The following is a 26,651-nucleotide window of genomic DNA, read 5'->3' as shown; positions in this document are numbered from 1 at the left end:
TTGCAAAGACAAAACTATTTTTTTTGACCGTGCGGCTTTCTTGTGAGCCGTGTCAAACATTGAATCTAAAATGAACGATGTCGCCATCCTCAATAATGTACTCTCTCCCCTCTATGCGAAGCAGTCCTTTATCCTTGACGGCCTGTTCACTTCCAAGTCTGATCAGATCGTCATATTTCATTATTTCCGCTCGAATAAAACCTTTTTCAAAGTCGGTGTGAATAACGCCCGCCGCTTCGGGTGCAGCAAGCCGGCGCCGAATTGTCCATGCGTGGACCTCTTTAGGGCCTGCTGTATAAAAAGTCAACAGTTGAAGAAGGTCATACCCGGTATGGATGACCTGTTCCAGCCCGGATTCTTTCAATCCCAGCCCGGAAAGAAACCCGGCTCGTTCTTCAATCGGCAGTTCCGCGACTTCTGCTTCAACCGCCGCGCTTACGACGACTGCTTTTGCATTTTCTTTTTGCGCTATTTCTTTCACCTGCGAAACGTAGGCATTTGCTCCCGCAACATCTTTTTCGTGGACATTGCATACGTACATGACCGGCTTGTTTGTCAACAGATGCATATCCCGGATCCAAAAGCGCTCCTCGTCGCCGTTGAGGATCATGTACTGGGCAAGCCGGCCCTCCAGAAGATGCCGTTGAAGCCGCAGGCAGAATTCGTGTTCGGCCTTGTTTTTTTTATCTCCGGTCTTTGCTCTTTTTTCCGCCTCCCCCGTTTTCTTCTCAACAGTCTCAAGGTCCTTGAATATGAGCTCGGCCTCGATGACTTCAATGTCCCGTTTCGGATTGACGCTCCCGTCCACATGGATTACATTCGGGTCGTCGAAGCAGCGGACCACATGCGCGATGGCGTCAACCTCGCGGATGTGCGACAGGAATTGGTTGCCGAGCCCCTCGCCTTTGCTGGCCCCTTTCACCAATCCCGCGATATCGACAAATTCGATGACAGAGGGGATGGTCTTGGCCGGATGATAAAGAGTGACGAGCCCGTCGATGCGGGAATCGGGGACCGCGACGATGCCTACGTTCGGGTCGATGGTGCAAAAAGGATAGTTTGCCGCTTCCGCTCCGGCGGCCGTGATCGCATTGAATAGAGTCGACTTCCCGACGTTCGGCAAGCCGACGATACCGCAGTTAAAACCCATGGTTCCCGGCGAATGTCAAAATTGAAAAATTATTCACGAATGAACTAAAGATACTGAAAATTCGCCACGTTTCAAAAACTTCGAAAAATAACTTGCATAATTATACAACATACTGTATATTTATACCCTTGCAATTCGAAGGATGAATGTATGAACGTATCGATCGTAGGCGCTTCCGGATATTCGGGAGCGGAGTTGATGAGGCTGTTGTTAAAACATCCCAACATCACGATCACGAACGTCTTTGCGCACAGCAGCGCCGGAAAACGCGTCGACGAACTCTACGGGGTCTTCCGCGGACAGACCGACCTCGTGTTCAAGGAATATTCCGTTGGCCTGGTTGCCGATGCAGATGCCGTGTTCGTCGCCCTGCCTTCGGGGGAAGCGATGCACATTGTGCCCGAGCTGTTGAAGGCGAAAAAAAGAGTCATCGACCTCGGCGGGGACTTCAGGCTCAAGAATTTGCAGTCATACCAGAAGTATTATCAGCGCGAACACGTCTCGGCGGAGTTTCTTTCTGAATCGGTGTACGGCCTGCCGGAATGGAACTGCGCGAAGATCAAAACTGCCCGGCTTGTCGCAAACCCGGGATGCTATGCCACGAGCGCCGTCCTTCCCTTGATTCCAATGCTCAAAGAAGGGATCGCTGAAGAAACGGGCATCATCATCAGTTCTCAGTCGGGGGTTTCGGGGGCAGGGCGCAGCGCCTCGCTCAACTATTCATTTTCAGAAGTAAACGAAAGCGTCAGAGCATACAAGGTGAGCGTCCACCAGCATACCCCTGAGATCGAATCAGCAATTATGGAAAACGGACCATCGAACATCAAGGTGACGTTCGTTCCCCATCTCATCCCGATCACGCGCGGAATTTATTCTACGATCTATCTAAGGCTGAAGAAGGCCGTCGAGCACGGAGAAATTTCTTCGATCTACAAAAAATACTATTCCGGCGCTCCGTTTGTCCGGGTGGACGGCTCATCGGTTCCCGAGATCAAGAATGTGAATTATACCAATTTCTGCGATATCGGCTTCCACATCGATGAAAGGAACAATACGCTCATTCTCCTGAGCGTGATCGACAATCTCGTAAAGGGAGCCGCCGGCCAGGCGATACAAAATATGAATCTCATGTTCGGGTTCGCGGAAACGGAAGGACTGTTGTAAGAGTGAAAAAGAAAGATGGAAAAATCAAAATTGTCACTGGGGGTGTCTGCGCACCAAAAGGATTTATGGCTTCCGGCGTTCATTGCGGCATCAAGAGGCAGAAGAAAGACGTCGCGTTGGTCGTCTCCGAAGTTCCGGCACTTTCCGCCGGAGTCTTCACACAAAGCATCACGAAGGCCGCGTGCGTTACGCTCGACCAGCAGCAGCTGAGACAATCGAAAGTTGCCTCGGCAATTTTAGTGAACAGCGGCAACGCGAACGCGTGCACGGGGAAAAGAGGAATGCGGGATGCTGTCCGGTCGGTTGCAGCGACAGCGCAGGCTCTGCACGTTCCTTCATCGCAGGTGCTCGTTTCCTCTACCGGCGTGATCGGCCAGTTCCTTCCGATGAAGGCCCTACGCTCCGGCATCATTGCGGCGTCGCACCACCTTCGAACCGACGGCAACGCTGATGCCGCGCTGGGAATCTGTACGACCGATACGTTTACGAAAGAATATGCCGTTGAAATTACGATCGGGGATGTCCCGGTCCGCATCGGCGGCATGGCCAAAGGCTCGGGAATGATCGCGCCAAACATGGCAACGATGCTCGCCTTCATCACCACGGATGCAAACATCTCCCATCCTCTTCTGAAAACGACTTTGCGGCGCGCGACGGAACGATCGTTCAACAGGATCACCGTCGACGGCGACACGAGCACGAACGACATGGTCATCGCATTGGCGAATCGGAAATCCGGAAACCTCCTGCTGAAGGAAAGCTCTTCATCATACCGACTTTTTTACGAGGCATTTGAGCATGTTCTGGTCGTTCTGTCGAAAATGATCGTGAAGGACGGCGAAGGCGCTACAAAGTTCGTCGAAGTCACTGTCAAAGGAGCAAAGTCGACTGCGGAAGCCGAAGCGGCAGGAAAGACAATTTGCAATTCGCTATTAGTTAAGACTGCCATTCATGGCGAGGACGCCAATTGGGGGAGGATTCTTGCCGCAGTCGGACGCTCGGGAATACAGTTCAATCCCGACACAACAGAGATCTTTTTCGGCGGCCTCAGGATCCTCGGCAAAAACTACAATATTTCATTCTCCGAACAGAAGGCGAAAACTATTCTGAAACAGAAAGAAATCACCATCACCGTCGATCTTCACGGAGGGAAACACGCTGCGACACTATGGACATGCGATCTGTCCAAGGGATACGTCGACATCAACGCGAGTTATAGAAGTTAAGAAAGCCCCAAAAGTCTTTTTGTGCTAAGAAGAAGATGAAAAAAGAAGAAGTCCTCATTGAAGCCCTCCCCTACATCCAAAAGTATGAGGGGAAGACGTTCGTCATAAAGTACGGCGGTGCGGCAATGACCGATCCGTCGCTGCGCGAAACATTCGGCAAAGACGTGACGATCCTTCGGAAGATCGGGATCAACATTGTCATCGTCCACGGCGGCGGGAAAGAGATCACCGAGATCGCCAGGAAGCTCGGCATCGAGACGAAATTCGTGAACGGGCAACGCTACACGGACGAAGCAATGGTTGAGGTCGTGCAGATGGTCCTGGCGGGAAAGATCAACAAGGAGATCGTCAATCTGATCAACGGCAACGACGGCGACGCCATCGGCTTGAGCGGCGTGGACAACACGCTCCTTCGGGCCGAAAAAATTCTTGACGGCGAAAATGACCTCGGCCTGGTTGGACGAGTCACATCGGTCAATGTCCCCTTCATCGAGCTTCTCTTAAAGAACGGAATGATGCCGGTGATCGCACCGCTGGGCGTCGGCAAAAAGGGAACGATCTATAATGTCAACGCCGACCTTGCCGCAGGAACCATCGCCGACGCGCTGAAGGCAGAGAAACTCGTGTACCTGAGCGACATCGAAGGGATCGTCATCAATAACGAGCGGATATCTTCGCTCACCGAAAAAGAGGCCGAGCGTCTCATTGAACAGGGAGCGATCTTCGGGGGGATGATCCCAAAAGTCCGTTCGGCGTTCAAAACATTGAACGCGGGGGTGAAGAAAGTTCACATCGTCGACGGACGCATCAAGCATTCGCTCCTTCTGGAGATCTTCACCGATGAAGGTATCGGAACACAAATGGTCCGCGAGAGCCTGATCAAAAGAAAATCGTAACGCATCATCGTGAACAAGTCCAAACGACATTTTACGATCAAGGAGATCATCCAGTCGAAGGCGATCTCCAGCCAGGAGGAGCTCTCCGTCGACCTGAAGAAACGGGGTTTTGACGTCACCCAGGCAACGCTGTCGCGCGACCTCAACGAACTCGGCGTCGACCGCATCCATGCTGAAGACGGCATGCGGTACGTTCTCAGTACCGGGAGCGAGGAACGAAAGCTGAAATCGCTTGTCGGTTTCGAAGTGACAAGCGTCGACGCAAACGAGGCGATGATCGTCATTCGAACGCTGCCGGGGAGAGCGCCGGGCGTCGCCTCGTTCCTCGATTCGCTCCACCACCCGCACCTTCTCGGGACGGTCGCCGGTGACGACACTGTCCTGGTGCTGCCGTCGACGATCAAAAAAATTCAGGCGGCGTTGAAGGACGTCAAGGACGCTCTTGTTGAACGAGCCGGAACACGTTGATGAATAATGTACGTTCACACTATCATGGACAACCATAAGGAAGAATACTCTTGAAAAAGGAAAGAATTGCCGTCGCATATTCGGGCGGCCTCGATACCTCCGTCATCGTCAAATGGCTGCAGGAAAAATATGATGCGGATGTCATCACCGTCACAGGAAATCTGGGACAGCAGAAGGAACTTGTCGGCGTTGCCGACAAAGCCTATAAAACGGGCGCAAAGAAAGTATACGTCCAGGACCTGAAAAAAGAATTCGTGGAAGAATATATCTTTCCCGCCCTCAAAGCGGGAGCCTTGTACGAGCACGTGTATCCGATGGCCACGTCGCTCGGCCGCCCTCTTCTTGCAAAAGCCCTGGTCGACGTCGCGAAGAGAGAAAAATGCACGGCCGTTGCTCACGGATGCACGGGGAAAGGAAACGACCAGGTTCGTTTCGAGGTGTCGGTGATGGCGCTTGCGCCGGAATTGAAAGTGCTCGCTCCGCTGCGCGTGTGGGAATTCAAATCGCGCGAGGAAGAAATCGCCTACTGCGAAAAGCACGGCATTCCCGTTTCCGCCACCAAGAAGAATCCGTATTCGATCGATGAAAATATCTGGGGAACGGCGATCGAATGCGGTATCCTCGAGGACCCGATGGTCGAGCCGCCGCAGGACGCGTACCAGCGGACGGTCGCCCCCGAAGACGCGCCGAACAAGGCGACGTATGTGTCAATCGAATTCAAAGAAGGCATCCCGGTGGCCCTTAACGGCAAGAAGATGAGCGGCGTTGCGCTGATCGAAGAGCTGAACGCGGTCGCCGGAGCAAACGGCATCGGAAGAATTGATCTCGTCGAAAACCGGCTGGTCGGAATCAAGTCCCGCGAAGTCTATGAAGCTCCGGCGGCCGTCACCCTTCACTTCGCTCATCTCGAGCTGGAACGATTGACCCTCGACAAAGAAGTTTTCCACTATAAATCGAAACTGGCGGACGAATACGCGACGATCATTTACAACGGGCTCTGGTTCTCGCCGCTGAAAGAAGCCATGGACGGATTCATCAACGAAACGCAAAAAAATGTTTCGGGGCTGGTGAAAGTGAGAATGTATAAAGGCAACCTCACCGTCGGCGGACGCACATCTCCTTACTCCCTCTACGATACAAATTTGGCAACGTATACTGTTGAAGACACCTTCGACCATTCGGCGGCCGAAGGCTTTATCAAGATCTACGGCCTTCCGTCGAAAACGTTCCACAAGATCAACAAGGCGAAGGAAGGAAAAGTGAAGGGATTGTTGCGAAGAAAGTAGTCGGGAGACAGAAATAACCGAACGGTTGACAGGAGTCAGAGAAAAGCCATCCGATAAAAAGGATGGCTTTTTTATTTGTCTCAGGTCACAGAGGGGGATTTATTGTCCGGATTTCTGCCAATTTGGGCGGTGATCCATTTCGGTCGGCTTCTTTGCCTTGATATTTTTGGCGGAATGAGTTACATTATTACAGGAAGATGAGGTTTTGATTGCAGAATGTAGGAATCTTAACAGCTTTTATTTTTGGATTGCTCTCCTTTGTATCCCCTTGTGTGCTTCCGATAGTACCAGGATACATTTCCTTCATTTCGGGCGTTTCGCTCGATGAAATGAAGGGGGTGGAACAGAACAGGTCTGCCCTGCGTTCAATTATATTGAACTCCATATTTTTCATCGGCGGGTTTACGCTGGTCTTTGTCCTTCTCGGCGCAACCGCAACGACACTCGGCAAGGCGTTCAACGAATACTATGCGACGATCAGCAAGGTCGCCGGCGTGCTGATCATCGTCTTCGGCCTGCACATGATGGGATTGTTCAAGATCAAGTTCCTGAACTACGAACAGAGATTTCACGTCCAGCAGAAGAAGCTCGGCATGCTGGGATCGTTTTTAGTCGGCACCGCGTTCGCTTTCGGGTGGACGCCGTGCATCGGACCGGTGCTAGCGGCCATCCTGGTGATCGCAAGCCGGCAGGACACCGTGTATAAAGGAATTGTGTTATTGGGAAGTTACTCGCTTGGACTCGGCATCCCGTTCTTTCTGACGGGCGTGAGCATCAATATGTTCTTCTCGATGTTCAACAGAATTAAGAAATATTTTCATGCGATCGAAGTCGTGGGGGGCGCCATGCTCGTTGCCCTGGGCATCCTCATCATCACGAACTCTCTGACAATTCTCTCATCGTACTTTTCACGATGGCTTCCATTTCTCAATGAACTGTCATAACGACAAATGTAAAGGAATCGCTATACATGGTTAAGAAAACAAAATCCCTTGATGAAGTGACGATCCGCTTTGCGGGCGATTCGGGGGACGGAATGCAGTTGACCGGAACGCAGTTCACGAACACATCCGCCATCATGGGGAATGACCTGAGCACGCTCCCGGATTACCCGGCGGAAATTCGGGCGCCGCAAGGGACGCTCTTCGGCGTCAGCGGATTTCAGATCCATTTCGGCAGCACAGAGATCAACACGCCGGGGGACCAATGCGACGTCCTCGTGGCGATGAATGCCGCCGCGCTGAAGGTGAACCTTCGCGGGCTTGTTGATGGCGGCGCTATCATCGTCAACACGGACGGTTTCAACGACAAGAACCTGAAACTTGCCGGCTACGCGTCCAATCCGTTGACCGACAATTCTCTTGCCAATCATCCCGTCTATCAGGCCGACATCACGAAGCTCACCAGCCTTGCGCTCGCCGACATGAATTTGCCGACAAAGATCGTCGACAGGACGAAGAACTTTTTCGCGCTGGGGATGATGTACTGGATGTACAACCGTCCGATCGACAACACCGTCGAGTGGATCAAGTCAAAATTCAAGAGCAAGCCGGACATCATCGAAGCGAACACCCGAGTGCTGAAGGCGGGATGGAACTTTGCAGAGACGACGGAAATTTTCAACGTCCGGTATGAAGTGAAGGCAGCCTCCCTTCCGCGCGGAAAATACCGGAACATCACCGGCAATACCGCGGTCGCGCTCGGCCTCGTCGTAGCGGCGAGCAAGGCGAAGCTCGACCTGTTCCTCGGCAGCTACCCGATCACTCCGGCGAGCGACATTCTCCACGAGTTGTCGATGTATAAAGAATACGGCGTAAAAACGTTCCAGGCGGAGGATGAGATTGCCGCGATCACCAGCGCCATCGGCGCTTCCTTCGGCGGCGCGCTCGCCGTAACGACGACGAGCGGTCCCGGGGTCGCTTTGAAGACCGAAGCGATCGGCCTCGCGGTGATGGTTGAGCTCCCTCTGCTCATCATCAACATCCAGCGCGGCGGACCGAGCACAGGGCTTCCGACGAAAACGGAGCAGGCGGATCTGCTTCAGGCCCTTTATGGACGCAACGGCGAAGCTCCCGTTCCGATCCTTGCCTCCGCGACGCCGAGCGATTGTTTCGACACCGTCTTTCAGGCTGCAAGGATCGCACTGAAGTACATGACTCCGGTGATGGTGTTGTCCGACGGATATCTCGGCAACGGATCCGAGCCATGGAAGCTTCCGAACCTCGCCGACATCCCCGACATTTCACCCAAATTCAGGACCGATCCCAATAATTATCTCCCGTATTTGCGCAACGAGACGACGCTCGCGCGCGAATGGGCGATACCGGGAACACCGGGGCTCGAGCACCGGATCGGCGGACTTGAAAAACAGGATAAGACGGGAAACGTCAACTACGAACCTGAAAATCACGACAAGATGGTCCGGCTCCGCGCCGAAAAAGTCGAACGCATCGCGAACGACATTCCTCTCGCAACTGTTGATGGAGATGAGAAGGGTGATTTGCTTGTGGTCGGTTGGGGGGGCACATATGGCGCTATCCGGTCTGCGGTCGAAGCGGCACGGGCGCACGGAAAGTCGGTGTCGCATCTCCACCTCCGCCACCTCAACCCGCTCCCGAAGAACGTCGGAGAAATCCTCTACAGTTTCAAGCATGTTCTGGTGCCGGAAATCAACCTCGGCCAGCTCATCAAGGTCCTGCGGTCGAAATATTTGGTCCCCGCCGTTGGATTGAACAAAGTTCAGGGTCTCCCCTTTAAGTCGTCGGAGATCGAGGCAAAAATTGAAGAAATTTTGGAAGGTAAAAAAGCATGAGTACCCTTGTTGAAGAAGTAGTGTCGAAGAACGAACCTCCCGCAACAAAGTACACGACAAAGGAATTTCAGTCCGACCAGGATGTGCGTTGGTGTCCCGGGTGCGGCGATTATTCGATCCTCGCCCAGGTGCAGCGGATCATGCCCGAGCTTCCGATTAAAAGAGAGAATACCGTGTTCATCTCCGGGATCGGCTGCTCGAGCCGTTTTCCGTATTATATGGACACGTATGGATTCCACAGCATTCACGGACGGGCAACCGCGATCGCCTCCGGGTTGAAAATGGCTCGGCCCGATCTTTCGGTGTGGGTGGTCACGGGGGACGGGGACGGATTGAGCATCGGCGGCAACCACATGATCCATCTTATCCGCCGCAACATCGACGTGAACGTAATGCTCTTCAACAATCAGATCTATGGATTGACGAAGGGACAATATTCGCCGACGTCCGAGTTCGGCAAGGTGACGAAGTCCACCCCAATGGGATCGATCGACTATCCCTTCAACCCGGTCAGCCTTGCCCTGGGCGCAAGCGGCACGTTCGTCGCACGGACAATGGACCGCGACCCGAAGCACCTTCAGCAAATGGTCAAACGGGCCGCCGAGCATAAGGGAACCTCCTTCGTCGAGATCTACCAGAACTGCAACGTTTTTAACGACGGAGCGTTCTTCATGTTCACCGAAAAGGAATCGAAGGACGAAAACGTCGTCTACCTCGAGCACGGCAAACCGCTGATCTTCGGCAAAGAACGGGACAAGGGGGTCATTCTCGACGGATTCAGACCGGCGGTCGTTTCGTTGAAGGATGGAAAACATTCGGTGAACGATCTCATCGTCCACAACGAGAATGATTCGACGTTGGCATTTATCCTTGCGAACATGACGTACAACGCGTCGCTCCCCCGTCCTGTGGGCATTTTCCTCAGCATCGACCGTCCGACGTACGAATCGCAAATGTCCCTCCAGATCAGAAACGCAACCGACAAGAAGGGCAGAGGCGATCTGGAAAAACTGCTCGGCTCGGGCGACACCTGGACGATCCAGTAATCCGGGATTGCAATTTATCGACGCACTTTCTTGCATGAGGAAGTGCGTTCTTTTTTTGCCTTGAACGGAAAGGGTGCTGTTCGTATCTTTAACCCGCTCTCTTCCCCGCTTCCGATTCATCATGATTATTCTCTGGAACATTTCAGCGCGATTCCAATGGATCTAGGTCAGTTATTCGAGCGATGTAAGGCAATCTTCGCTGAAAAGAAAAGTTTCGTCCTGACAACGCACATCAATCCGGACGGCGACGGTTTGGGAAGCGAAGTTGCGCTCGCGTTATACCTGACCGGCGAAGGGAAAAGCGTCTCCATCATTAACCAGAGCAAGACCCCCGAGTATTACATGTTCATGAATTCGCTCTTCCCGATCGCGACATTCGTTCCGGAAATGCATAAACAACTTGTCGGAGACGCCGACGTAATCATTGCACTCGACACGAATACCCCTTCCCGTTTTTCTGCCTTAAAGGAGGCTGTCGCAAAAAGTTCTGCTGCAAAACTTTGTATCGACCATCATCCCGATCAGGAGGCGTTTGCCGACCTCTATATCATCGACGAACAGGCGACAGCAACGGGCGAGATCGTCTTCAAGCTTTTGAAATACCTGAACCCGAACTCCATCACCGCCCCGGTCGCCGAAGCATTGTATGCTGCGATCATGACCGATACCGGCTCGTTTCGGTTTCCCAAGACCGACCCAGAGACCCACGCGATCGCCGCCGAGCTTCTGCAGGCCGGAGCCGACCCGGCAAAAATCTATCAGAGGATTTTCGAGGAGGGTCCGGCGAATAAATTAAAGCTTCTTGGACGGGCACTCGACTCGTTGATGGTTGATCATCACGGCAGGGTTGCATCGATGACGCTTCGGAGAAAGGATTTTACCGAAACCATGACCTCCGAAGAAGACACCGACAATATGGTCAACTTTGCTTTGACGATCGGCGGAGTGAGAATCGGCCTGATGTTCGTGGAGCTTGAAGACGGGATCAAGGTGAGCTTCCGCTCAAAGGGAACAATTCCGATCAACAAGCTTGCGAAAGAATTCGGCGGCAACGGGCATACGAACGCTGCCGGGGCAAGAATTCGCGGCAGGAGCCTCGATGAAATTGTAAGATCCGTGACCGAAAGGTCTAAACAGTACGTGTGACATTTTTTTAAGGAGCCATAATGGAAATCAAGTTCGAGCTTGCTTCACTCGCCGAAATCAAAGGAGATGCGGCTGCGGTATTCATTGTCCAGGAAAAGAACGGGATTGCGCAGCAAATCGCCGCGCTGGGAAAACAGGTCGGCGAAAAGATACAGCCGGCCGTCGCACTCAAAGACTTTACCGGGAAGGCGGGCGAACTGCTTTCGCTCTATACCGAGAGATCGCTGACCGCTCCCCGATTGTTCCTTGTTGGAATGGGTGAACCGGAAAAGCTCTCCCTAGAGAAGATCCGCCGCGGATCAGCCGCAGCCGCTACAGCTGCTCAGAAAATGAAGCTCGGGTCGCTCGCCATCGAATTTTCCCTCTCGCTCCCCAACGGAAATTCGAAAATCTCCCCATCCGAAATAGCGCAGGCCATTGTCGAAGGCGCAGCACTCTCGGCCTATAAATACGACAAATACATCACCTCGAAGGACAACGGGAAGAAGCTCAATCGACTCACGATCTTTACTCCCGATAAAAAAAGAGGAAACGAAATTCGGGACGGTGTCCGGCGCGGCGAGATCCTTGTTGCGGCGGCGTGCGCTGCGCGGGATCTGCAGAACGCTCCTTCCAACGAAATTTATCCGGAAACGCTCGCTCATCAGGCGCAGCAAAATGGGAACGAGCATGGATTTAAAGTGACGGTATTTGACCAGAGAAAGATAGAGAGTTTGAATATGGGAGGAGTTCTCACCGTCGGCAAAGGGAGCAATCATCCTCCGCGATTCATTATTCTTGAGCACAATCCGGGCAAGGTGAAAACGGGAACCGTGGTGCTTGTCGGCAAGGGAGTGACGTTCGACAGCGGCGGTATTTCCATCAAGCCGGCGGCGAACATGGCCGAGATGAAAATGGACATGAGCGGCGCCGCGGCGGTCATCGGAACGTTTCAGGCGCTTGCGGAGTTGCAGCTTCAGGTGCACGTCATCGGATTGATCCCTGCGGTCGAAAATATGCCGAGCGGAACTTCGATGAAACCGGGGGACATCGTCCGTCATTACGGCGGGAAGACTTCGGAGGTCGACAACACTGATGCAGAAGGACGGCTGATCCTCGCCGATGCGCTTGGCTATGCGTCCCAATACAAACCCGACGTCGTCATCGATCTTGCGACGCTCACCGGAGCATGCGTTGTGGCGCTCGGCCACCTGGCGACCGGAATGATGGGGAACGATCAGCCGACAATGGATGCTCTGAAAGTTGCCGGAGAGACGACGTACGAGCGTGTCTGGCAGCTTCCGCTTTTTGATGAGTTCGAGAAGCTGATCAAAAGCGACGTGGCGGACGTCAAAAACGTCGGCGGGCGCTGGGGAGGCGCGATCACCGCCGGATGGTTTTTGAAAAAATTCATCGGCGAATATAAATGGGTGCATTTGGATATCGCGGGGACCGCAATTTTGGAAGAATCTATGGAGTACATCCCTAAAGGGGGTTCCGGCGTCGGGGTCCGGCTGCTGGTTGAATTTTTAAAGAACAGAAAATAGCCTGAGCGGGTTCAACTTTTGCCGTCGCAATCCATCTAACGAAAATAATCGAAAGGAGCGTTGTATGAAACGGAATGTTTTGGTTCTTTTCTTTCTCTCCTTCTTTGTCTCAAACCTGCTTCTTGCAGCTCCGCCGGCCAAGGCTGAAAATTTCACTCTCCCCGACTATAACGGCGTCAAACACTCCCTCTCGGATTTCAAGAAAGCAAAAGCGATCGTGCTGATGTTCATTGCGACGCAATGCCCGGTCTCCAACGGATACAACACACGCATGGTGTCGCTCTACAATGACTACAAAAATAAAAATGTCGTTGTCATCGGCATCAACTCCAACAAGCAGGAAAGCGCCGAAGAAGTGAAGCAGCACGCAAAGGACCATGGGTTCGAATTCACCATTCTTAAAGACGATAAAAATGTCATCGCCGATAAATTCGGAGCTTCGGTCACTCCGGAGATCTTCGTTCTCAACCCTTCCTTCGACATTCTCTACCACGGCAGGATCGACGATTCGCGCCGGGAGTCCGATGTGACCTCCCACGACCTTCGGAACGCGCTCGACGAGATCCTTGCCGGCAAACCGGTCACCGTCACAACGACAAAGGCGTTCGGCTGCACCATCAAGAAAATAGATTGATGAGACAGAGACTCTTCGCCGCTTTACTGCTGAGCACATTATGCGGCGGTGCGAGAACTGTGGTTGCGCAGCAGAACGATACCCGCCCGGCTGTCAGGACAATCAATGACAAGGAGCTTGACAGCCTCATCCACAACAGGAACGGAAAAGTTCTTTTCCTCAATATCTGGGCAACGTGGTGTCAGCCTTGTGTCGAAGAATTTCCCGATATCGTCAAACTCTCCGGGATGTACCGGGAAGAGAAAATAGACTTCGCCGCCGTCAGCGTTGATTACCCGGATGAACTCGAATCGAAAGTCCGCCCCTTTGTCGCGGCACACAACGTTCCCTTCAACGTCTATGTCGCGAACGTGAAGAAAGACGAAGACCTCATTAATGAAGTCAACCCTTCATGGAGCGGCGCGATCCCGGCAACCGTAATGTTCGACGCTCAAGGGAAACGGCAGGTATTTATGTTCGGACAAAGCCCGCTCTCGGTTTTCAAAACGAAGCTTGATTCGGTCCTGCACCTAAAAGATTTTTGACGGCCCGCTGACTCATTGTTGATTGTTCATTGATAATTGACCAAATGTACGTTACCTTTCATTAAATCTTTTTTAGTGAAAGGAACGTTCCATGAAAATTCTCATCGCAGATTCATTCCCCCAGTCATACATCTCAGATATTTCAAACCTCGGCGTCGAAGCTCAGTATAAACCGAAACTCAAAGCGGAAGAGCTCGCAGCAAACATCGGTGACGCCTCCATTCTTATAGTCCGTTCCACCGAAGTTCATGCCGACTGCATCAATGCGGGCAAGAACCTCAGCCTGATCATCCGCGCGGGAGCCGGCGTCAACACCATCGACGTGAAAGCGGCAAACGCACGGGGTATTTATGTTGCGAACTGCCCCGGGAAGAACTCCATCGCCGTTGCGGAATTGACGATGGCGCTCCTTCTATCTCTCGACAGACGTGTCGTGGAAAACGTGACCGATCTGCGGAACAACAAATGGAACAAGAGCGAGTACTCGAAAGCTGACGGCATTTTCGGCAAGACCATCGGCATTATCGGCGTGGGACAGATCGGCAAAGAAGTGATTATCCGTGCAAAAGCGTTCGGCCTCCATGTGATCGCTTGGTCGCGTTCGCTGACGCCGGAGAAAGCCGAAAAATTGGAGATCGAATACGCACCGTCGGTCGAAGCGCTCGTCCCCCAATGCAACATCATTTCCATCCACGTGGCATTGAAGCCCGAGACGCGCAATCTGATCAACAAAAGCATCATTCAAGTGATGAAACCGGGCACAATTTTCCTGAATACCTCCCGTGCCGAGGTCGTGGATGAAGCGGCCTTGCGCGAAGCGGTGACGGCAGGAACGCTGAAGGTCGGCGCGGACGTGTTTTCGAACGAGCCGGAAGAAAAAAGCGGGCCGTTCTCCCATCCGCTGGCGTCGATGGCCGGAGTGTACGGAACGCACCACATCGGCGCGTCCACGAACCAGGCGCAGAATGCCGTTGCAGCCGAAGCCGTCTCCATCATCGGCGAATACATCCATCACGGGACCGTCCGGAATTGGGTGAACCGAGCGAAGAAGACCGCCGCAAAATGGGAACTCGTGGTCCGCCACTTCGACAAACCGGGCGTCCTCGCCAACGTGCTCGAGTATCTGAAGACCTCGAAGATCAACGTTCAGGAAATAGAGAACGTGATCTTTGAAGGACAGCAGACGGCATGCTGCACGATGAAACTCGACTCGCGTCCTTCCGATGATATTCTCAGCGAGATCCGGAAGAGAGGAGACGAGATCATTCAGGTGTCGTTGATCGGGCTTTAAGAGCGATACGCATACTCATCGATCCAAAAAGGTGATGCTCACACATCACCTTTTTTTGTTTTGCCGGAGAGATATCGCGCGCGCGGCGGCGGTGACCCAGTTCGAAATCCATGTTTGCAGGACAGGCATTCCTGCCTCTCCGCGTAAAAGGTCAGACAGGAGTGTCTGACCGGCATTTGCTCAACAATGAGTCCCGCCGGTGTGGATCTTGCCTTGCGTTTACGGCGCCATCTTTCTATCTTTTATTTATGTACTCTCAATTTCAATCCGTCGAACGAGAATTGCGCAGTCGAATTTCAGGTGAGGTCTGGTTCGATGTCGGCAGGCGGACGGAGTACAGCACCGCGACGTGCATGTATAGGGTAATGCCGATCGGTGTCATCGCGCCGAAGACCATCGATGACGTTCAACAATCCGTTCGCGTTTGTTCCGAACATGAGATCGCTGTCATACCAAGAGGGGGGGGCTCGGGCCTGGTTGGACAAGCTGTGGGATTCGGAGTGGTTCTTGATTTCACGAAACATATGAACCACGTCAGGCGGATTTCGACAGAGACCGCTTCTGTCACGGCCGAGGCAGGGTGTATCCTCAATGACGTCAACAATCTCCTCCTTCCGATCGGACAATTTTATCCGGTCGATCCTCAAAGCACGAAGCTGTGCACCGTCGGCGGCATCGTCGCCACTAACGCCGCGGGGGCTCACGGCCTGAAGTATGGCTCGACAAAAAACCAGATCAAAAGCCTGACGACGGTCCTTTCGAACGGCGATACCGCCGTCATTAATCCAAACGAAGAGAACAACCGTCTAAGCGCTGAAGGTTCGGTGCGGTTCTCACGGGTGAAGGATATCCTTTCCACACATCGGCAAACCATCGAGAAGCACAAACCGTCGGTAGAAAAATATTCGAGCGGATACAATATTTTTGAAGCCCTCCAAGGGGGACATTTTGACGCGACACGTCTGGTCTGTGGTTCCGAAGGGACCCTTGCGATCGTCACCGAAGCAACGTTGAATATTCTCCCTGTGCCGAAAGCCGCCGTCGCTGCCGCCGCATATTTTGATTCATACCAAACAACGGCGGAGGCAATTCATATTGCCCGCAGATTCTCCCCCGCCGCTCTTGAGCTGCTCGATAAATCGTATACGGATGTTGGCAAAGGTTTAAGCCCGACGAGCGACCGGTTCATCGACCGGGAATTTCAGACGATGCTTCTGATTGAATTTGAGGGGGATGATGCGGCGGGAATGCAAAACGAGGCAGCCGCGCTTCGCGAGGCGCTGCAACGAGCGAACGTTCTCAGCGACTGGATCACGCTGAAGACCGACGACGAACGCCGGTCGCTCTGGATGGTCCGCGAGACGGTTTCGGACATGATCAACCATCTCCCGACCCATGAACATAAAATTTCGACGGTAGAAGACGGAGCAGTGCCGCTTCACAATCTTCCCGAGTACATCAACGGTCTGAAGAGAATTCTCGACAAGTACTCCATCCTTTTCACGGTCTATGGACATGCCGGAATGGGGCATATCCATTGCTCCACTTTCGGAGAACTCACGACGGAATCCGGAAGAGAGCGGATCGACCAGGCGACACAGGAGATCTTCGAGCTTATCATCAAGCTCGGCGGGGTCCTGTCGGCCGAACATGGCGACGGTTTTGTCCGGACGCCCTTTTTAGAGCAGGCATTCGGCCCGGAAGTATACGGCATATTCAAGGAAATCAAGCAAACGCTCGACCCGCAGAACATTCTCAATCCACAAAAAATAATCGGCAGGCAGGACAGGGTTTTTCTCCATGACCTTAAACTTACGTAGACGCTGGATCGGTCTTTTTTTTGCCGTGGTCTCATTGCTCTCTCTTTGGGGAAGCCTTTGTCAGCTTCGATCCCAAGAGGAAGATCGTTCACGGGAACGGTATGGAGACGAATCCCGGTCAAGGGAACAATCCGGCCAGGATGTCATCAACTTTGAATCCCACATGTTCGCCGCCGATTCGGGAATGGTGAGGGTGGACATCCTCTACCGAGTACGGTACGATTTTTTTGTCTTTACGCGAGATTTCTCGGCCGACGGGCCGTTATACCGCGCTCACGGGGAGCTTCTCATCGAGCTTATCGATTCCACCGACACGTCGGTATCGCGCAAAGTGCAGGCGATCAGCTTACAATCGGACGACAACGAAAGCACGCAGCTGCGGCTTCATTACTACCAGGGGGCTGCCTCCTTTGTCGTTCACCCGGGGCGATTTACCTCCCTCTATCATCTGGAGGACAAGGAATCGCGGCGTGAATTCGGCGATCGAAAGCAAATCATGCGTGTCGCTTCGTTCCGCGCAAGTGAGCTGGTCCAGTCGACGCCTCTCTTCGTTGAACCTGTCGGGGATCCGGCCGAGGTGAAAAGATTTGCGGCTCTCAACGATAACAATTCCTCGCAGCTTTCCAAGAACGCCGGGACCCTTCTCACGCTGAAAGACGGAGATGCGGTTCCCTCCGTGAGATACTCGCTCACAAAATTCCTTCCAGAAGGAAGCAATCGCACGATCGTCCAGGAAGATACTGCGGCCGCCGCAGCCGTTTTTCACCACGCCATACTCCGGCTTGCACAAACAACGGGGGAAAAAGTGGAATATGTCTTGGATTCCAGCGCGACGATGGAAACGGTATATTTTCCTCTTGCCACCTCCCGCCTGAGACAAGGACGCTATGCTGCGCACATCCATATATCCGCCGGAGACACGGCAACGGTCAACAAAGAATTTTCAGTCCGCTGGACGGACATGCCGTTATCATTGTACGATTTGGATTTTGCCGTCACGGCAATGAGATACATAACGACCGACAGCGAATACGACGACCTCCGAAGCGGAAACAGGGAAAGCAGGATCAAGAAGTTCGAAGATTTTTGGGCGAAACGGAATACGGTACAGGGTTCGGCGTATAATGAGATGATGGCGGTTTATTTCCGGAGAGTTGATTATGCATTTTCAAATTTCAGGACCCTCAAGGAAGAGAACGGAGTCCTGACCGACCGCGGCAAGGTCTATATTCTCTACGGCAAGCCCTCGAGCATTGAGCGCTCGCTCGCGCCGGGGGGACCGCCGAGGGAAACCTGGATCTATGCTTCGCTCAACAAACAATTCATTTTCGAAGACCCGAGCCGCCAGGGGAACTATAAACTTATCGAATCCGGAACCAGATGAAGCCTCGCATTGCGCTTACCATCGGAGACTTTAACGGCATTGCACCCGAAGTTATCCTTAAAAATATTGACAACGCTCCCCTCCTCAAGACCATTGAACCGGTTCTCGTCGGTTCATTGGAGGTCTTCGATTACTACGCTAAAAGGCTGAAGACCAAAAAGAAGCTCGTTGCTGTGCAGTCGCCGAAGGAACGTGTGGCGGCGAACGCCGTACCGGTGATCAATGCCTACAACGGCACGGCGAAAAATCTTCAGATCGGGAAAGCGGCTCCCGACGCCGGCATCTGCGCGGGAATGGCGGTCGAACGGAGCGTCCGCATGTGCCTCGACGGAGAGGTCGATGCGCTGGTGACCGGACCGGTGTCGAAGGAATCGCTCCACATTGCGGGCTACAACTTTCCGGGGCAGACGGAAATGCTGGCGATGCTGAGCCGGTCTAACCGCGTGACGATGATGCTGATCGCAAAATCCTTCCGCGTCGGTCTCGCGACGATCCACATTCCGATCCAAAAAGTTTCCGAAAATATTTTTGCGGAGCGGATCATCGACAAGCTCGAGACGATCGATGCATCGCTGAAAAGAGATTTCCGGATCGCGATGCCCTCCATTGCCGTTCTGGCGCTCAACCCGCACGCAGGCGAGCATGGCGCGATCGGGCTTGAAGAAATAGAGGTGATTGAACCGGCCATCCTGAAAGCGAAAGAGAAAGGCATCAACGCATCGGGCCCTTTTCCTGCTGACGGATTTTTTGCAACATCGGAACAGAAGAAATATGATGCGGTGCTGGCGATGTACCACGACCAGGGCCTGATCCCTTTGAAAATGACCGGCTTCAATGAAGGGGTGAATTTTTCTGCAGGATTGAATATCATCAGAACGTCCCCCGACCACGGGACGGCGTTCAATATTGCCGGCAAGGGTATCGCAGACCCGCGAAGCATGAATGCCGCGATCCAGCTGGCGCGGACAATCGTTCTCAACAGAAAGAAATAATACTCAACCTGTCGGCCTTCATGATGGTTCGCCTTTCCAACGTTACCGTTTCGTTCAGCAAGCAGGCAGTCCTCGACCGCGTCGGCCTCGAGATCGATGCGGGGGAATTCGTTTCCCTCGTCGGCACGACCGGGAGCGGCAAGAGCACGCTGCTGCGGCTCCTTTACATGGATCTGTTCCCCGATTCCGGCACGGTCACGGTCGGAAAGTTCTCGTCGAGCGGGATCACGTCAAAACAGATCCCGTTGTTGAGAAGGAAGCTCGGCATTGTCTTCCAGGATTTTAAGCTGCTGGAGGACCGTTCAGTCTACGACAACGTCGCCTTTTCCCTGTACGTCACGAACGTGCGCTCGACAGACATCAAAAAGAAAGTGTTGAACGTTCTCGCGAACGTAGGGTTGAGCCATAAACGGAACAGTATGCCGCATCAGCTCTCCGGTGGAGAACAGCAGCGTGTTGCGATCGCACGGGCGCTCGTGAACGAACCGATCCTGTTGCTGGCCGACGAGCCCACGGGGAACCTTGACCCCTCGACATCGCTCGAAATTCTGCGATTATTGAAAGATATCAATGCAAAAGGAACAGCCGTGCTGATGGCAACGCACAATTATGATCTGGTCAGGAAAGCTCAGGGAAGGATCGTGCAGATCAAGGATAGGAAAGTTTTCGACGTGAAGCTAAAGCATTAGGAAGATCGGCCACGAAGGCTCTCACCATGTCTTTTGGAACAGAAGTTCTAGCGGCCATGTGCGTGCGCGATAAAATATTCTCAACCGTTAACCGCCTCAACTCTACGCACTTCAGGAATTTCCAGCATCAACGCCCGCTCGATTCCGCCGCGCAATGTCATGATCGACATCGGACATGATGCGCACGCACCCACGAGCTTTACCTCGACGATCCCGTCGGGGGAGACCTTTACAAGCTCTACATCCCCGCCATCTATCTGCAAATACGGACGGACACGCCCCAGGGTCGACAAGACTTTTTCTTCCATCAGTTTGCCTGTGCAGTCCCTAAAGAAATCTCGATCGACGGAGCCGAAGACTGCGTCAGATTTTTGATGCTGATTTGCGCCGCAAGGTTGCGCGCGATCTGTGCAATGATCTTCGACTGAGCGCTCTTCGGGTCGGACTCTACGATAGGCCGTCCGACATCGCCGCCGATCCGGATGTTCGTATCGATCGGAATTTCTCCAAGGAACGGAACGCCCAACTCTTTCGACGCTTTCGCTCCTCCACCTGCATCAAAAATATTTTCGCGTGCGCCGCAGTGGGAACAGATGAAGTAACTCATATTTTCGATGATGCCGAGGATCGGCACATTGACCTTGTTGAACATCATCAGGCCCTTGCGCGCATCGGCGAGGGATATTTCCTGCGGCGTCGTGACAATGACAGCACCCGTCAACGGTATCTGCTGCACCAGCGTCAGTTGAATATCTCCCGTTCCCGGTGGCATGTCGAAGATCAGATAATCGAGCGTTCCCCAGTCCACGTCGGACATGAACTGGCGCACCGCGCCGCTCGCCATCGGTCCGCGCCAGATCACCGCCTGCATCGGGTCGACCAGAAAGCCGATCGACATCACCTTCACGCCGTATTTTTCCAGCGGCTGCAGCTTTTGATTATGGAGCTTCGGCTTCTCGTTGATATTGAACATCAGCGGAATGCTCGGTCCGTAAACATCACAGTCGATCAGTCCCACGCTCGCGCCGTCCATCGCCAGCGCGACTGCGAGGTTGACGGCAACGGTCGATTTGCCGACGCCCCCTTTTCCGCTGGCCACAGCGATCGTATTCTTCACCCCGGTCAACAATGGACTCGGCTGGACTGCCTGGCGCGACGTCACGTTCGAGGTCATCGCAATGTCGATCGCACCGACGCCTGAAATTGCTGAGCGAATCGCCTTTTCGGATTCGGCCTTCAATTCGTCGCGCACCGGACACGACGGGGTCGTGAGTTCGATCGTGAAGCGCAGATCGTTCCCGGCGATCTTCACATCTTTAACAAAATTAAGAGCGACGATATCTTTCCGAAGGTCCGGGTCATGCACACTGCGCAATGCCTCCAGCACATTATCTTGAGTAAGTGATTTCATGCGATATAGTATGGACGTGGTAGACTGAATATTTGGTGCCAGCGGACGATAACAGTTCCGGCTTCAATTGACTTCATGACTTATTCAACGCTTTTTCCAGTCAGCGTCCGCAACGCCTCTCTGTATAACGCAGCGGTCTTCTGAATAATTTCCTCCGGCATCATCGGTCCCGGCGGCCGTCTGTTGAATTTTATCGAGGTCAGGTAATCGCGGACAAATTGTTTGTCGAAGCTCGGCTGGCTTCCCCCCGGGACATACTTGCTTTTCGGCCAGAACCGGGAGGAATCGGGAGTCAACAGTTCGTCGATGAGGATCAACTCGTCGTTGAGTATGCCGAATTCCATTTTCGTATCGGCGATGATGATCCCTTTCGCTTCAGCGATCTGGGACGCTTCGTTGAAAATCCGGATCGCAATATCCTTGACCTTCTTGCTGACCGCTTCCCCTTCGAGCTTCACCATTTCCTCGTAGGTGATGTTTTCATCGTGAACGCCGAGTTCAGCCTTCGTGGACGGAGTGAAGATCGGCGAGGGAAGGCGGGAGCTTTCGACAAGTCCCGCAGGAAGCGCTATGCCGCAAACGCTTTTCGCCTCCTGGTATTCTGCCCACCCGGACCCGGAGAGGTAGCCGCGTACGATGCACTCGACGCCGAGCGGGCGCGTCTTTTTCACCAGCATGCTGCGGCCGCGCAACTCTTCCGCATACGGCCGGCACTCCGCCGGAAAATCATCGACGTTGGTCGAGACAAGATGGTTCTTGATGATCCCCTTCGTGAGGTCGAACCAGTATTTCGAGATTTGCGTGAGGACCTTCCCTTTGTCGGGTATTCCCTGAGGCATGACGACATCGTATGCCGAAAGACGGTCGGTGGCGACGATGAGAAAGTAATCACCGACGTCGTACATATCGCGGACCTTGCCGCGCTTGACGAAGCGGAGCCTGGAAAAATTGGTTTCGATGATGACTGATGACATGGATGAAAGAGAATTAAAAGTTTGAAAATGAAGGATTAAGAATTGCTAATTTAAGGCAACCATATGTGTTGAAATCTCGGCTATGCATCTGCTATAAAAACGAACGCTCGAGGCGGAGCGACGACCGGAGGCGGCTTAGATATTCACGCTGGGTAATTTCGACCGCGCCCAGACTCCTCAAGTGGGGCGTCATGAACTGGGCATCGAGCAGCACGAACTGCTGCTGCCGGAGCCGTTCGACCAGGCCGACAAGCACCGACTTCGAAGCGTCCTTCATTCTGCTAAACATCGATTCTCCGAAAAAGGCTCCGCCGAGTGCGACTCCGTACAGGCCGCCGGCGAGCGCACCGTCGTGCCACGCTTCGACCGAATACGCATGCCCTCTGCGCTGAAGCTCACAGTAACTTTGAACGATCGTTTCCGAAATCCATGTTTCCTCGCGGTCGGCGCACAGGCGCATGACCTGCTCGAACGAGGTGTTAAAGCGAATCTCGTAAACTTTTTTCCTCAGCGTCTGCCGAAGGCTTCGCGACACTTTCAAACCGTCGAGCGGAATCACTGCCCGGAGCTTCGGCTCGTACCAATAGATCTCTCCTTCTTTGCTCTCCGCCATCGGAAAAATTCCGTTGCGATAAGCGTTGAGAAGGAGCTTTGGATCAATGCAGTCGCGGGTAATCGCTCCGGTCATACCTTGACAAAGACTTAAGCACCCTCGCGTTCCGAGGTCGTGCGCAGAGGTTTCGGCGGAAGGTTGAGGATCTCGTCCGGAAAATGTTCTACAATATACGAAATGACATCCTTTACCGAAAGAATGCTGACAGGCCTCTTCTGGTCGTCAACGATCGGCACATGGCGGTAACCGCCGACCGACATGATATTCATCGCATACGCGATCGAGTCATCGAGGTGCAGCGCTTCGGGGGAAGCTTTCATGAACTCGCTCACCTTCACTTTATAGAGATCCGTTTTCTTATTGACCACCTTCATCAGGATGTCGCGTTCAGTGAATATCCCAACAAGCAGGCCATCCTTCACCACAAGCACTGACCCGGTCTTGCGCTGCTGCATCGCCTCGATCGTCGTGCCGACGTCCGCGGCGCTGTCGACGACGAGCGCGCGCCTCAGGTCGAGAATCCTGATCGGCTGCTGGATCGTCTCGTTCGACAGGACCTTCTTGACTTTCTTCTCGTGCTCGAACATCTCCTGCAGCTCATCATCAAGTTCGTGAGTGCTCATGCCATCCTCCGCAAAGTTAATTATGATGCCGCTTACCCGGGAAACTCGTAACTCTCTGGCTCCGGAACAACGTGCGACTCATTTCTCAAAAAGGTCGCCCGACGGGACGATCGTGAATTTCTCTTTATTGATGTTGACGGGCAGCACTTGAATTTCTTTATCCTGAGCGAGAATCTCTGCCGGAACGTTCGGGTTATTGTATTGGATCGGCGACGGAGCGTTGGAAAGCAGAGCGTCACTGAGCGGACCGGCATCCTTCGCAACGATCGACAGATAATAATTCTTGGCCTGCAGGTGCTTCTTTATTGCCGCATTGACATCATCAACGGTCAGCAACGAAAGCTGTTTGGCGAGATAGTCGATGTAATACGGAATGCCGTAGACTTCGGAGTCCATCACATAGCCGAGCCTCCGGCTTTGCGTCTGCACCCAGAGCTTCGAATAATGGATCAGAAAGTCTCTGGTCGTTTCAAATTGATCCTTCGTCAGTCCATTGTCAACGAGCAGTTGAACTTCACGCATCGCAGCGCGGATAGCGAAGTGGGCGTTCTTGGGCTCGACGGGACGGATCCAGACGCTGAAGAACTGCTGGCGCCGGGGAATGTTCGGGTCGGGGAAGGTCGATCCGCCGTCCTGAATAAAATTCTCGATATACGAATAATCGCCGTAGTTCAATCCGCGGTCGCCCCGCAGGTGGTTCATCAGCACGCCGTTAAACGTCCGGTGTTCGCCGAGGTAAGAGTTCGCGACCAGCAGGGCGTAAAAATCTCTGTCTTTACGCGTGACATCGATCGGGTAGCCGAACGATACGGCCGTTGCCCGGTTATCCTTCTGGATGATCATCCCCTCCACTCCGACCGGTTGCACAGGAGAAGGAAGCGGCACTTCGCTGAACGACCCGGCGGGAAGAGCCGAAAGGTCATTCTTGATCCGGTCGATCAATTCCTTTGGATAGCCGCCGGCGATGCCGAAGATGATGCGGCTCTGCGTATACATCGCGCGGTGGAAGGTTCTCACGTCATCGAGTGAAACCGCGTTGAGCCCTTGAACCGTTCCGGCCACGACGGCATGGTAGGGATGATTGGCGTACATCAGCAGGTTCAATCCGGCTTTGCCGAGGTTTTCGTCATCGTTTCCGCGGAGGGTATTCTTAAGATAATTAAGCTGATCGTCCTTGTTGCGCGCAAAATCGTCGGCATCAAACCGCGGGGCCGAGACGAGTTCCCAAAGCAATCCGTAAAATTCCTGCACGTGATCTCGGTGCACTTCACCGACGATCGTTGTGATCTCTTTATCCGCCTGGGCAGAGATCCTCGCGGCCCACGGATAAAGTTTATCGACGATTTGCTGGTAGGTCAATGACTGCGAGCCCCCCTGTCCGATCATCGCTGCGGTCAGGGCGTTCAACCCTTCCTTGCCGGCGGGATCGTTGACCGACCCGGTGCGAACGACGATGCGGAACGAGACGAGCGGTGAATTGGGGACGTACACTTCTGTGATCCTGGTCGCTTGCTGTGCGTCAACTGATGGTGTGCTCATAAGAAAAGAGAAAATAAAGGCGAAAATGGAACAAGTGCGGAGGTTCATTGGGCGGCCTCATGCTCGAGTATGACGACGGTACGGTTTTCTTTTCTGAAATATTTCTGCGCCGCATGCATGATATCCTCGGGAGTCACTTTTTCGTACAGGGCATACAGCTTATTAACGGAGTCGTAATTGCCGGTCAAGGCGATATAGGTCGCGATCGTGACGGCGACGTTATCCGGCTTGTTCAGTTGCATCGCAAAGGCGTAGCGAATATAAGACTTGATGTCCCGAAGTTTTTGCGCATCGACCGGGACTGTTTTTGCGTTCTCGAGGGCTGCGTAGATCTCATCCAGGACAGAGTCGACGTCTTTTACATCCTTTATGCGGGAGAGTGCGGTAAACAGAAACGGGTCGCGATGGTCATCGACTCCGCCGTTGACAAATTCCACAAGCTGCTTCTTAATGACGAGCGATTGATACAGCGGCGAGCTTTCGGAGAACACAAGCTGTGAAAGAATGTCGAGCGATGCCCGCTGCACATCGTCATCGCTGAAGGCCGGCACATGGTACCCGATCATGAGGTACGGAAGCGTCCGATTCTTCCACGGCATATGAACGACCTTTTCTTCCTTCTGCGGCGGCTCGACAGGGACCTGCACCTGATAGTTTCCACGCTTCCAGCCGGAATAATATTTCCTCACGATCCTGATGACCTCGTCGTTCTTCACGTCGCCGACGACAACGACGGTGCAGTTCTCAGGCCGGTAGAAGCGGTCGAAAAACTTCAAACTGTAGTCGTATTGATTCGGCATGTCTTTAATATCCGCGAGGAAGCCCATCGTCGTGTGCTTGTAGGTATGCGTCGTGAAGGCAGTGTTCTGGAGCGTCTCGTACATCGACTGAAACGGTACGGAGTAATTCTTATTATACTCGCCGAGAATTGCGCCGGCTTCGGTCTTGAATGCCTCCTCGGAATATTTAAGGTTCATAAAGCGGTCGCTCTCGATATCTGCGAGCGTCTCCAGAGCATCCGCGCTTGCGACGATATGGTAGCAGGTCCAGTCGTCGGTCGTGAACGCGTTGGAATCAGCGCCGAGGCGTTTCAGGATATCGTTGTATTTATCCGCCGGGTATTTGACTGTGCCGCGGAACATACAATGCTCGAAGAAATGCGCGAAGCCGGAGTGTCCCGGCTCGACCTCATTGCGCGAACCGGTGCGCACGACGGTATAGTACGCAACAAGCCCCGGGCTGTCGTAGGGAATCGTGAGAACGGTAAGCCCGTTGTCCAGGACTGTCTTGGTAACGGGATAAGGGAAAATGTCATTCGATGTGCCCGGTTCGGCTGCCCGGCCCGTAGCCACAAGAGCCAGCATCGCACCAGCAAGCAGAACTGCACCAGAAAGTTTTATCATCATAACTCCAATGAAGAGTGGATCGGCAAAAAAT

General features: G+C 53.4%; 25 protein-coding genes. 17 read left to right on the top strand and 8 right to left on the bottom strand.

The window, feature by feature from the left end; translation table 11 throughout:
* Window positions 1-52 precede the first annotated feature (52 nt).
* Window positions 53-1,150 (bottom strand): redox-regulated ATPase YchF, encoded by a 1,098-nt coding sequence (ychF, locus tag VMF88_01475; GenBank protein HTY09716.1) that lies wholly within the window; start codon window positions 1,148-1,150, stop codon window positions 53-55.
* 150 nt (window positions 1,151-1,300) lie between these two features.
* On the opposite strand from ychF, the gene argC reads away from it, so the two are divergent.
* The 17 genes from argC to VMF88_01390 all read left to right on the top strand — a co-directional run bounded on the left by argC (window position 1,301) and on the right by VMF88_01390 (window position 20,054).
* Complete coding sequence (argC, locus tag VMF88_01470) at window positions 1,301-2,314, top strand: N-acetyl-gamma-glutamyl-phosphate reductase (GenBank protein ID HTY09715.1); 1,014 nt, start codon at window positions 1,301-1,303, stop codon at window positions 2,312-2,314.
* 2 nt (window positions 2,315-2,316) lie between these two features.
* Window positions 2,317-3,540: a bifunctional glutamate N-acetyltransferase/amino-acid acetyltransferase ArgJ gene (argJ, locus tag VMF88_01465; GenBank protein HTY09714.1), complete on the top strand. Its 1,224-nt coding sequence runs from the start codon at window positions 2,317-2,319 to the stop codon at window positions 3,538-3,540.
* A 35-nt stretch (window positions 3,541-3,575) separates the two neighbouring features.
* Window positions 3,576-4,436: an acetylglutamate kinase gene (gene argB / locus VMF88_01460; protein ID HTY09713.1), complete on the top strand. Its 861-nt coding sequence runs from the start codon at window positions 3,576-3,578 to the stop codon at window positions 4,434-4,436.
* Between the two features lie 9 nt (window positions 4,437-4,445).
* Window positions 4,446-4,904, top strand: a complete 459-nt coding sequence (gene argR, locus VMF88_01455) for an arginine repressor (protein ID HTY09712.1) — start codon at window positions 4,446-4,448, stop codon at window positions 4,902-4,904.
* A 50-nt stretch (window positions 4,905-4,954) separates the two neighbouring features.
* Window positions 4,955-6,190 (top strand): argininosuccinate synthase, encoded by a 1,236-nt coding sequence (locus VMF88_01450; GenBank protein HTY09711.1) that lies wholly within the window; start codon window positions 4,955-4,957, stop codon window positions 6,188-6,190.
* 209 nt (window positions 6,191-6,399) lie between these two features.
* Window positions 6,400-7,134, top strand: coding sequence for a cytochrome c biogenesis protein CcdA (locus tag VMF88_01445; protein HTY09710.1), 735 nt, complete (start codon window positions 6,400-6,402; stop codon window positions 7,132-7,134).
* A gap of 26 nt (window positions 7,135-7,160) precedes the next feature.
* Window positions 7,161-9,002: a 2-oxoacid:acceptor oxidoreductase subunit alpha gene (locus VMF88_01440; protein ID HTY09709.1), complete on the top strand. Its 1,842-nt coding sequence runs from the start codon at window positions 7,161-7,163 to the stop codon at window positions 9,000-9,002.
* Window positions 8,999-10,048 (top strand): 2-oxoacid:ferredoxin oxidoreductase subunit beta, encoded by a 1,050-nt coding sequence (locus VMF88_01435; GenBank protein ID HTY09708.1) that lies wholly within the window; start codon window positions 8,999-9,001, stop codon window positions 10,046-10,048. The genes VMF88_01440 and VMF88_01435 overlap by 4 nt, the downstream gene beginning before the upstream one ends.
* A gap of 156 nt (window positions 10,049-10,204) precedes the next feature.
* On the top strand, window positions 10,205-11,194 hold the full coding sequence (locus VMF88_01430; protein HTY09707.1) for a bifunctional oligoribonuclease/PAP phosphatase NrnA: 990 nt from the start codon (window positions 10,205-10,207) through the stop codon (window positions 11,192-11,194).
* Window positions 11,195-11,214: 20 nt separating this feature from the next.
* The gene (locus VMF88_01425; protein HTY09706.1) at window positions 11,215-12,720 is read left to right on the top strand and encodes a leucyl aminopeptidase; all 1,506 of its coding nucleotides are present in this window, start codon (window positions 11,215-11,217) and stop codon (window positions 12,718-12,720) included.
* A 64-nt stretch (window positions 12,721-12,784) separates the two neighbouring features.
* Entirely contained in the window at window positions 12,785-13,354 is a 570-nt protein-coding gene (locus VMF88_01420) for a thioredoxin family protein (protein ID HTY09705.1), read from the top strand.
* Window positions 13,354-13,878 carry a TlpA disulfide reductase family protein gene (locus VMF88_01415; GenBank protein ID HTY09704.1) on the top strand — a complete coding sequence of 175 codons (525 nt, stop codon included), beginning with the start codon at window positions 13,354-13,356 and terminating at the stop codon, window positions 13,876-13,878. Before VMF88_01420 ends, VMF88_01415 begins: the two co-directional genes overlap by 1 nt.
* A gap of 91 nt (window positions 13,879-13,969) precedes the next feature.
* The gene (locus VMF88_01410; GenBank protein ID HTY09703.1) at window positions 13,970-15,169 is read left to right on the top strand and encodes an NAD(P)-dependent oxidoreductase; all 1,200 of its coding nucleotides are present in this window, start codon (window positions 13,970-13,972) and stop codon (window positions 15,167-15,169) included.
* A gap of 281 nt (window positions 15,170-15,450) precedes the next feature.
* The gene (locus VMF88_01405; GenBank protein HTY09702.1) at window positions 15,451-16,989 is read left to right on the top strand and encodes an FAD-binding oxidoreductase; all 1,539 of its coding nucleotides are present in this window, start codon (window positions 15,451-15,453) and stop codon (window positions 16,987-16,989) included.
* A gap of 163 nt (window positions 16,990-17,152) precedes the next feature.
* Window positions 17,153-18,373 carry a GWxTD domain-containing protein gene (locus VMF88_01400; protein ID HTY09701.1) on the top strand — a complete coding sequence of 407 codons (1,221 nt, stop codon included), beginning with the start codon at window positions 17,153-17,155 and terminating at the stop codon, window positions 18,371-18,373.
* On the top strand, window positions 18,370-19,365 hold the full coding sequence (pdxA, locus tag VMF88_01395; GenBank protein HTY09700.1) for a 4-hydroxythreonine-4-phosphate dehydrogenase PdxA: 996 nt from the start codon (window positions 18,370-18,372) through the stop codon (window positions 19,363-19,365). The genes VMF88_01400 and pdxA overlap by 4 nt, the downstream gene beginning before the upstream one ends.
* A 20-nt stretch (window positions 19,366-19,385) precedes the next feature.
* A complete protein-coding gene (locus VMF88_01390) occupies window positions 19,386-20,054 on the top strand; it encodes an ATP-binding cassette domain-containing protein (protein HTY09699.1) in 669 nt (222 codons plus the stop codon).
* An 80-nt stretch (window positions 20,055-20,134) separates the two neighbouring features.
* Here the strand turns inward: VMF88_01390 and VMF88_01385 are convergent, their stop codons facing one another.
* From VMF88_01385 to VMF88_01355, 7 genes are all read right to left on the bottom strand, one after another.
* Complete coding sequence (locus VMF88_01385) at window positions 20,135-20,362, bottom strand: NifU family protein (GenBank protein ID HTY09698.1); 228 nt, start codon at window positions 20,360-20,362, stop codon at window positions 20,135-20,137.
* The gene (apbC, locus tag VMF88_01380) at window positions 20,362-21,465 is read right to left on the bottom strand and encodes an iron-sulfur cluster carrier protein ApbC (GenBank protein ID HTY09697.1); all 1,104 of its coding nucleotides are present in this window, start codon (window positions 21,463-21,465) and stop codon (window positions 20,362-20,364) included. Before apbC ends, VMF88_01385 begins: the two co-directional genes overlap by 1 nt.
* A gap of 80 nt (window positions 21,466-21,545) precedes the next feature.
* Entirely contained in the window at window positions 21,546-22,439 is an 894-nt protein-coding gene (locus VMF88_01375; GenBank protein HTY09696.1) for a phosphoribosylaminoimidazolesuccinocarboxamide synthase, read from the bottom strand.
* 91 nt (window positions 22,440-22,530) lie between these two features.
* The gene (gene aat / locus VMF88_01370) at window positions 22,531-23,127 is read right to left on the bottom strand and encodes a leucyl/phenylalanyl-tRNA--protein transferase (protein HTY09695.1); all 597 of its coding nucleotides are present in this window, start codon (window positions 23,125-23,127) and stop codon (window positions 22,531-22,533) included.
* 14 nt (window positions 23,128-23,141) lie between these two features.
* Window positions 23,142-23,675 carry a CBS domain-containing protein gene (locus VMF88_01365; protein HTY09694.1) on the bottom strand — a complete coding sequence of 178 codons (534 nt, stop codon included), beginning with the start codon at window positions 23,673-23,675 and terminating at the stop codon, window positions 23,142-23,144.
* Window positions 23,676-23,753: 78 nt separating this feature from the next.
* Window positions 23,754-25,214: a pitrilysin family protein gene (locus VMF88_01360; GenBank protein ID HTY09693.1), complete on the bottom strand. Its 1,461-nt coding sequence runs from the start codon at window positions 25,212-25,214 to the stop codon at window positions 23,754-23,756.
* Between the two features lie 44 nt (window positions 25,215-25,258).
* The gene (locus VMF88_01355; protein ID HTY09692.1) at window positions 25,259-26,620 is read right to left on the bottom strand and encodes a pitrilysin family protein; all 1,362 of its coding nucleotides are present in this window, start codon (window positions 26,618-26,620) and stop codon (window positions 25,259-25,261) included.
* Between the last annotated feature and the right edge of the window lie 31 nt (window positions 26,621-26,651).

This window comes from Bacteroidota bacterium, from assembly GCA_035506275.1.
GTDB lineage: Bacteria > Bacteroidota > Ignavibacteria > UBA10030 > UBA8401 > JAGVPT01.
This window is presented reverse-complemented; position numbering and strand designations above follow the sequence as displayed.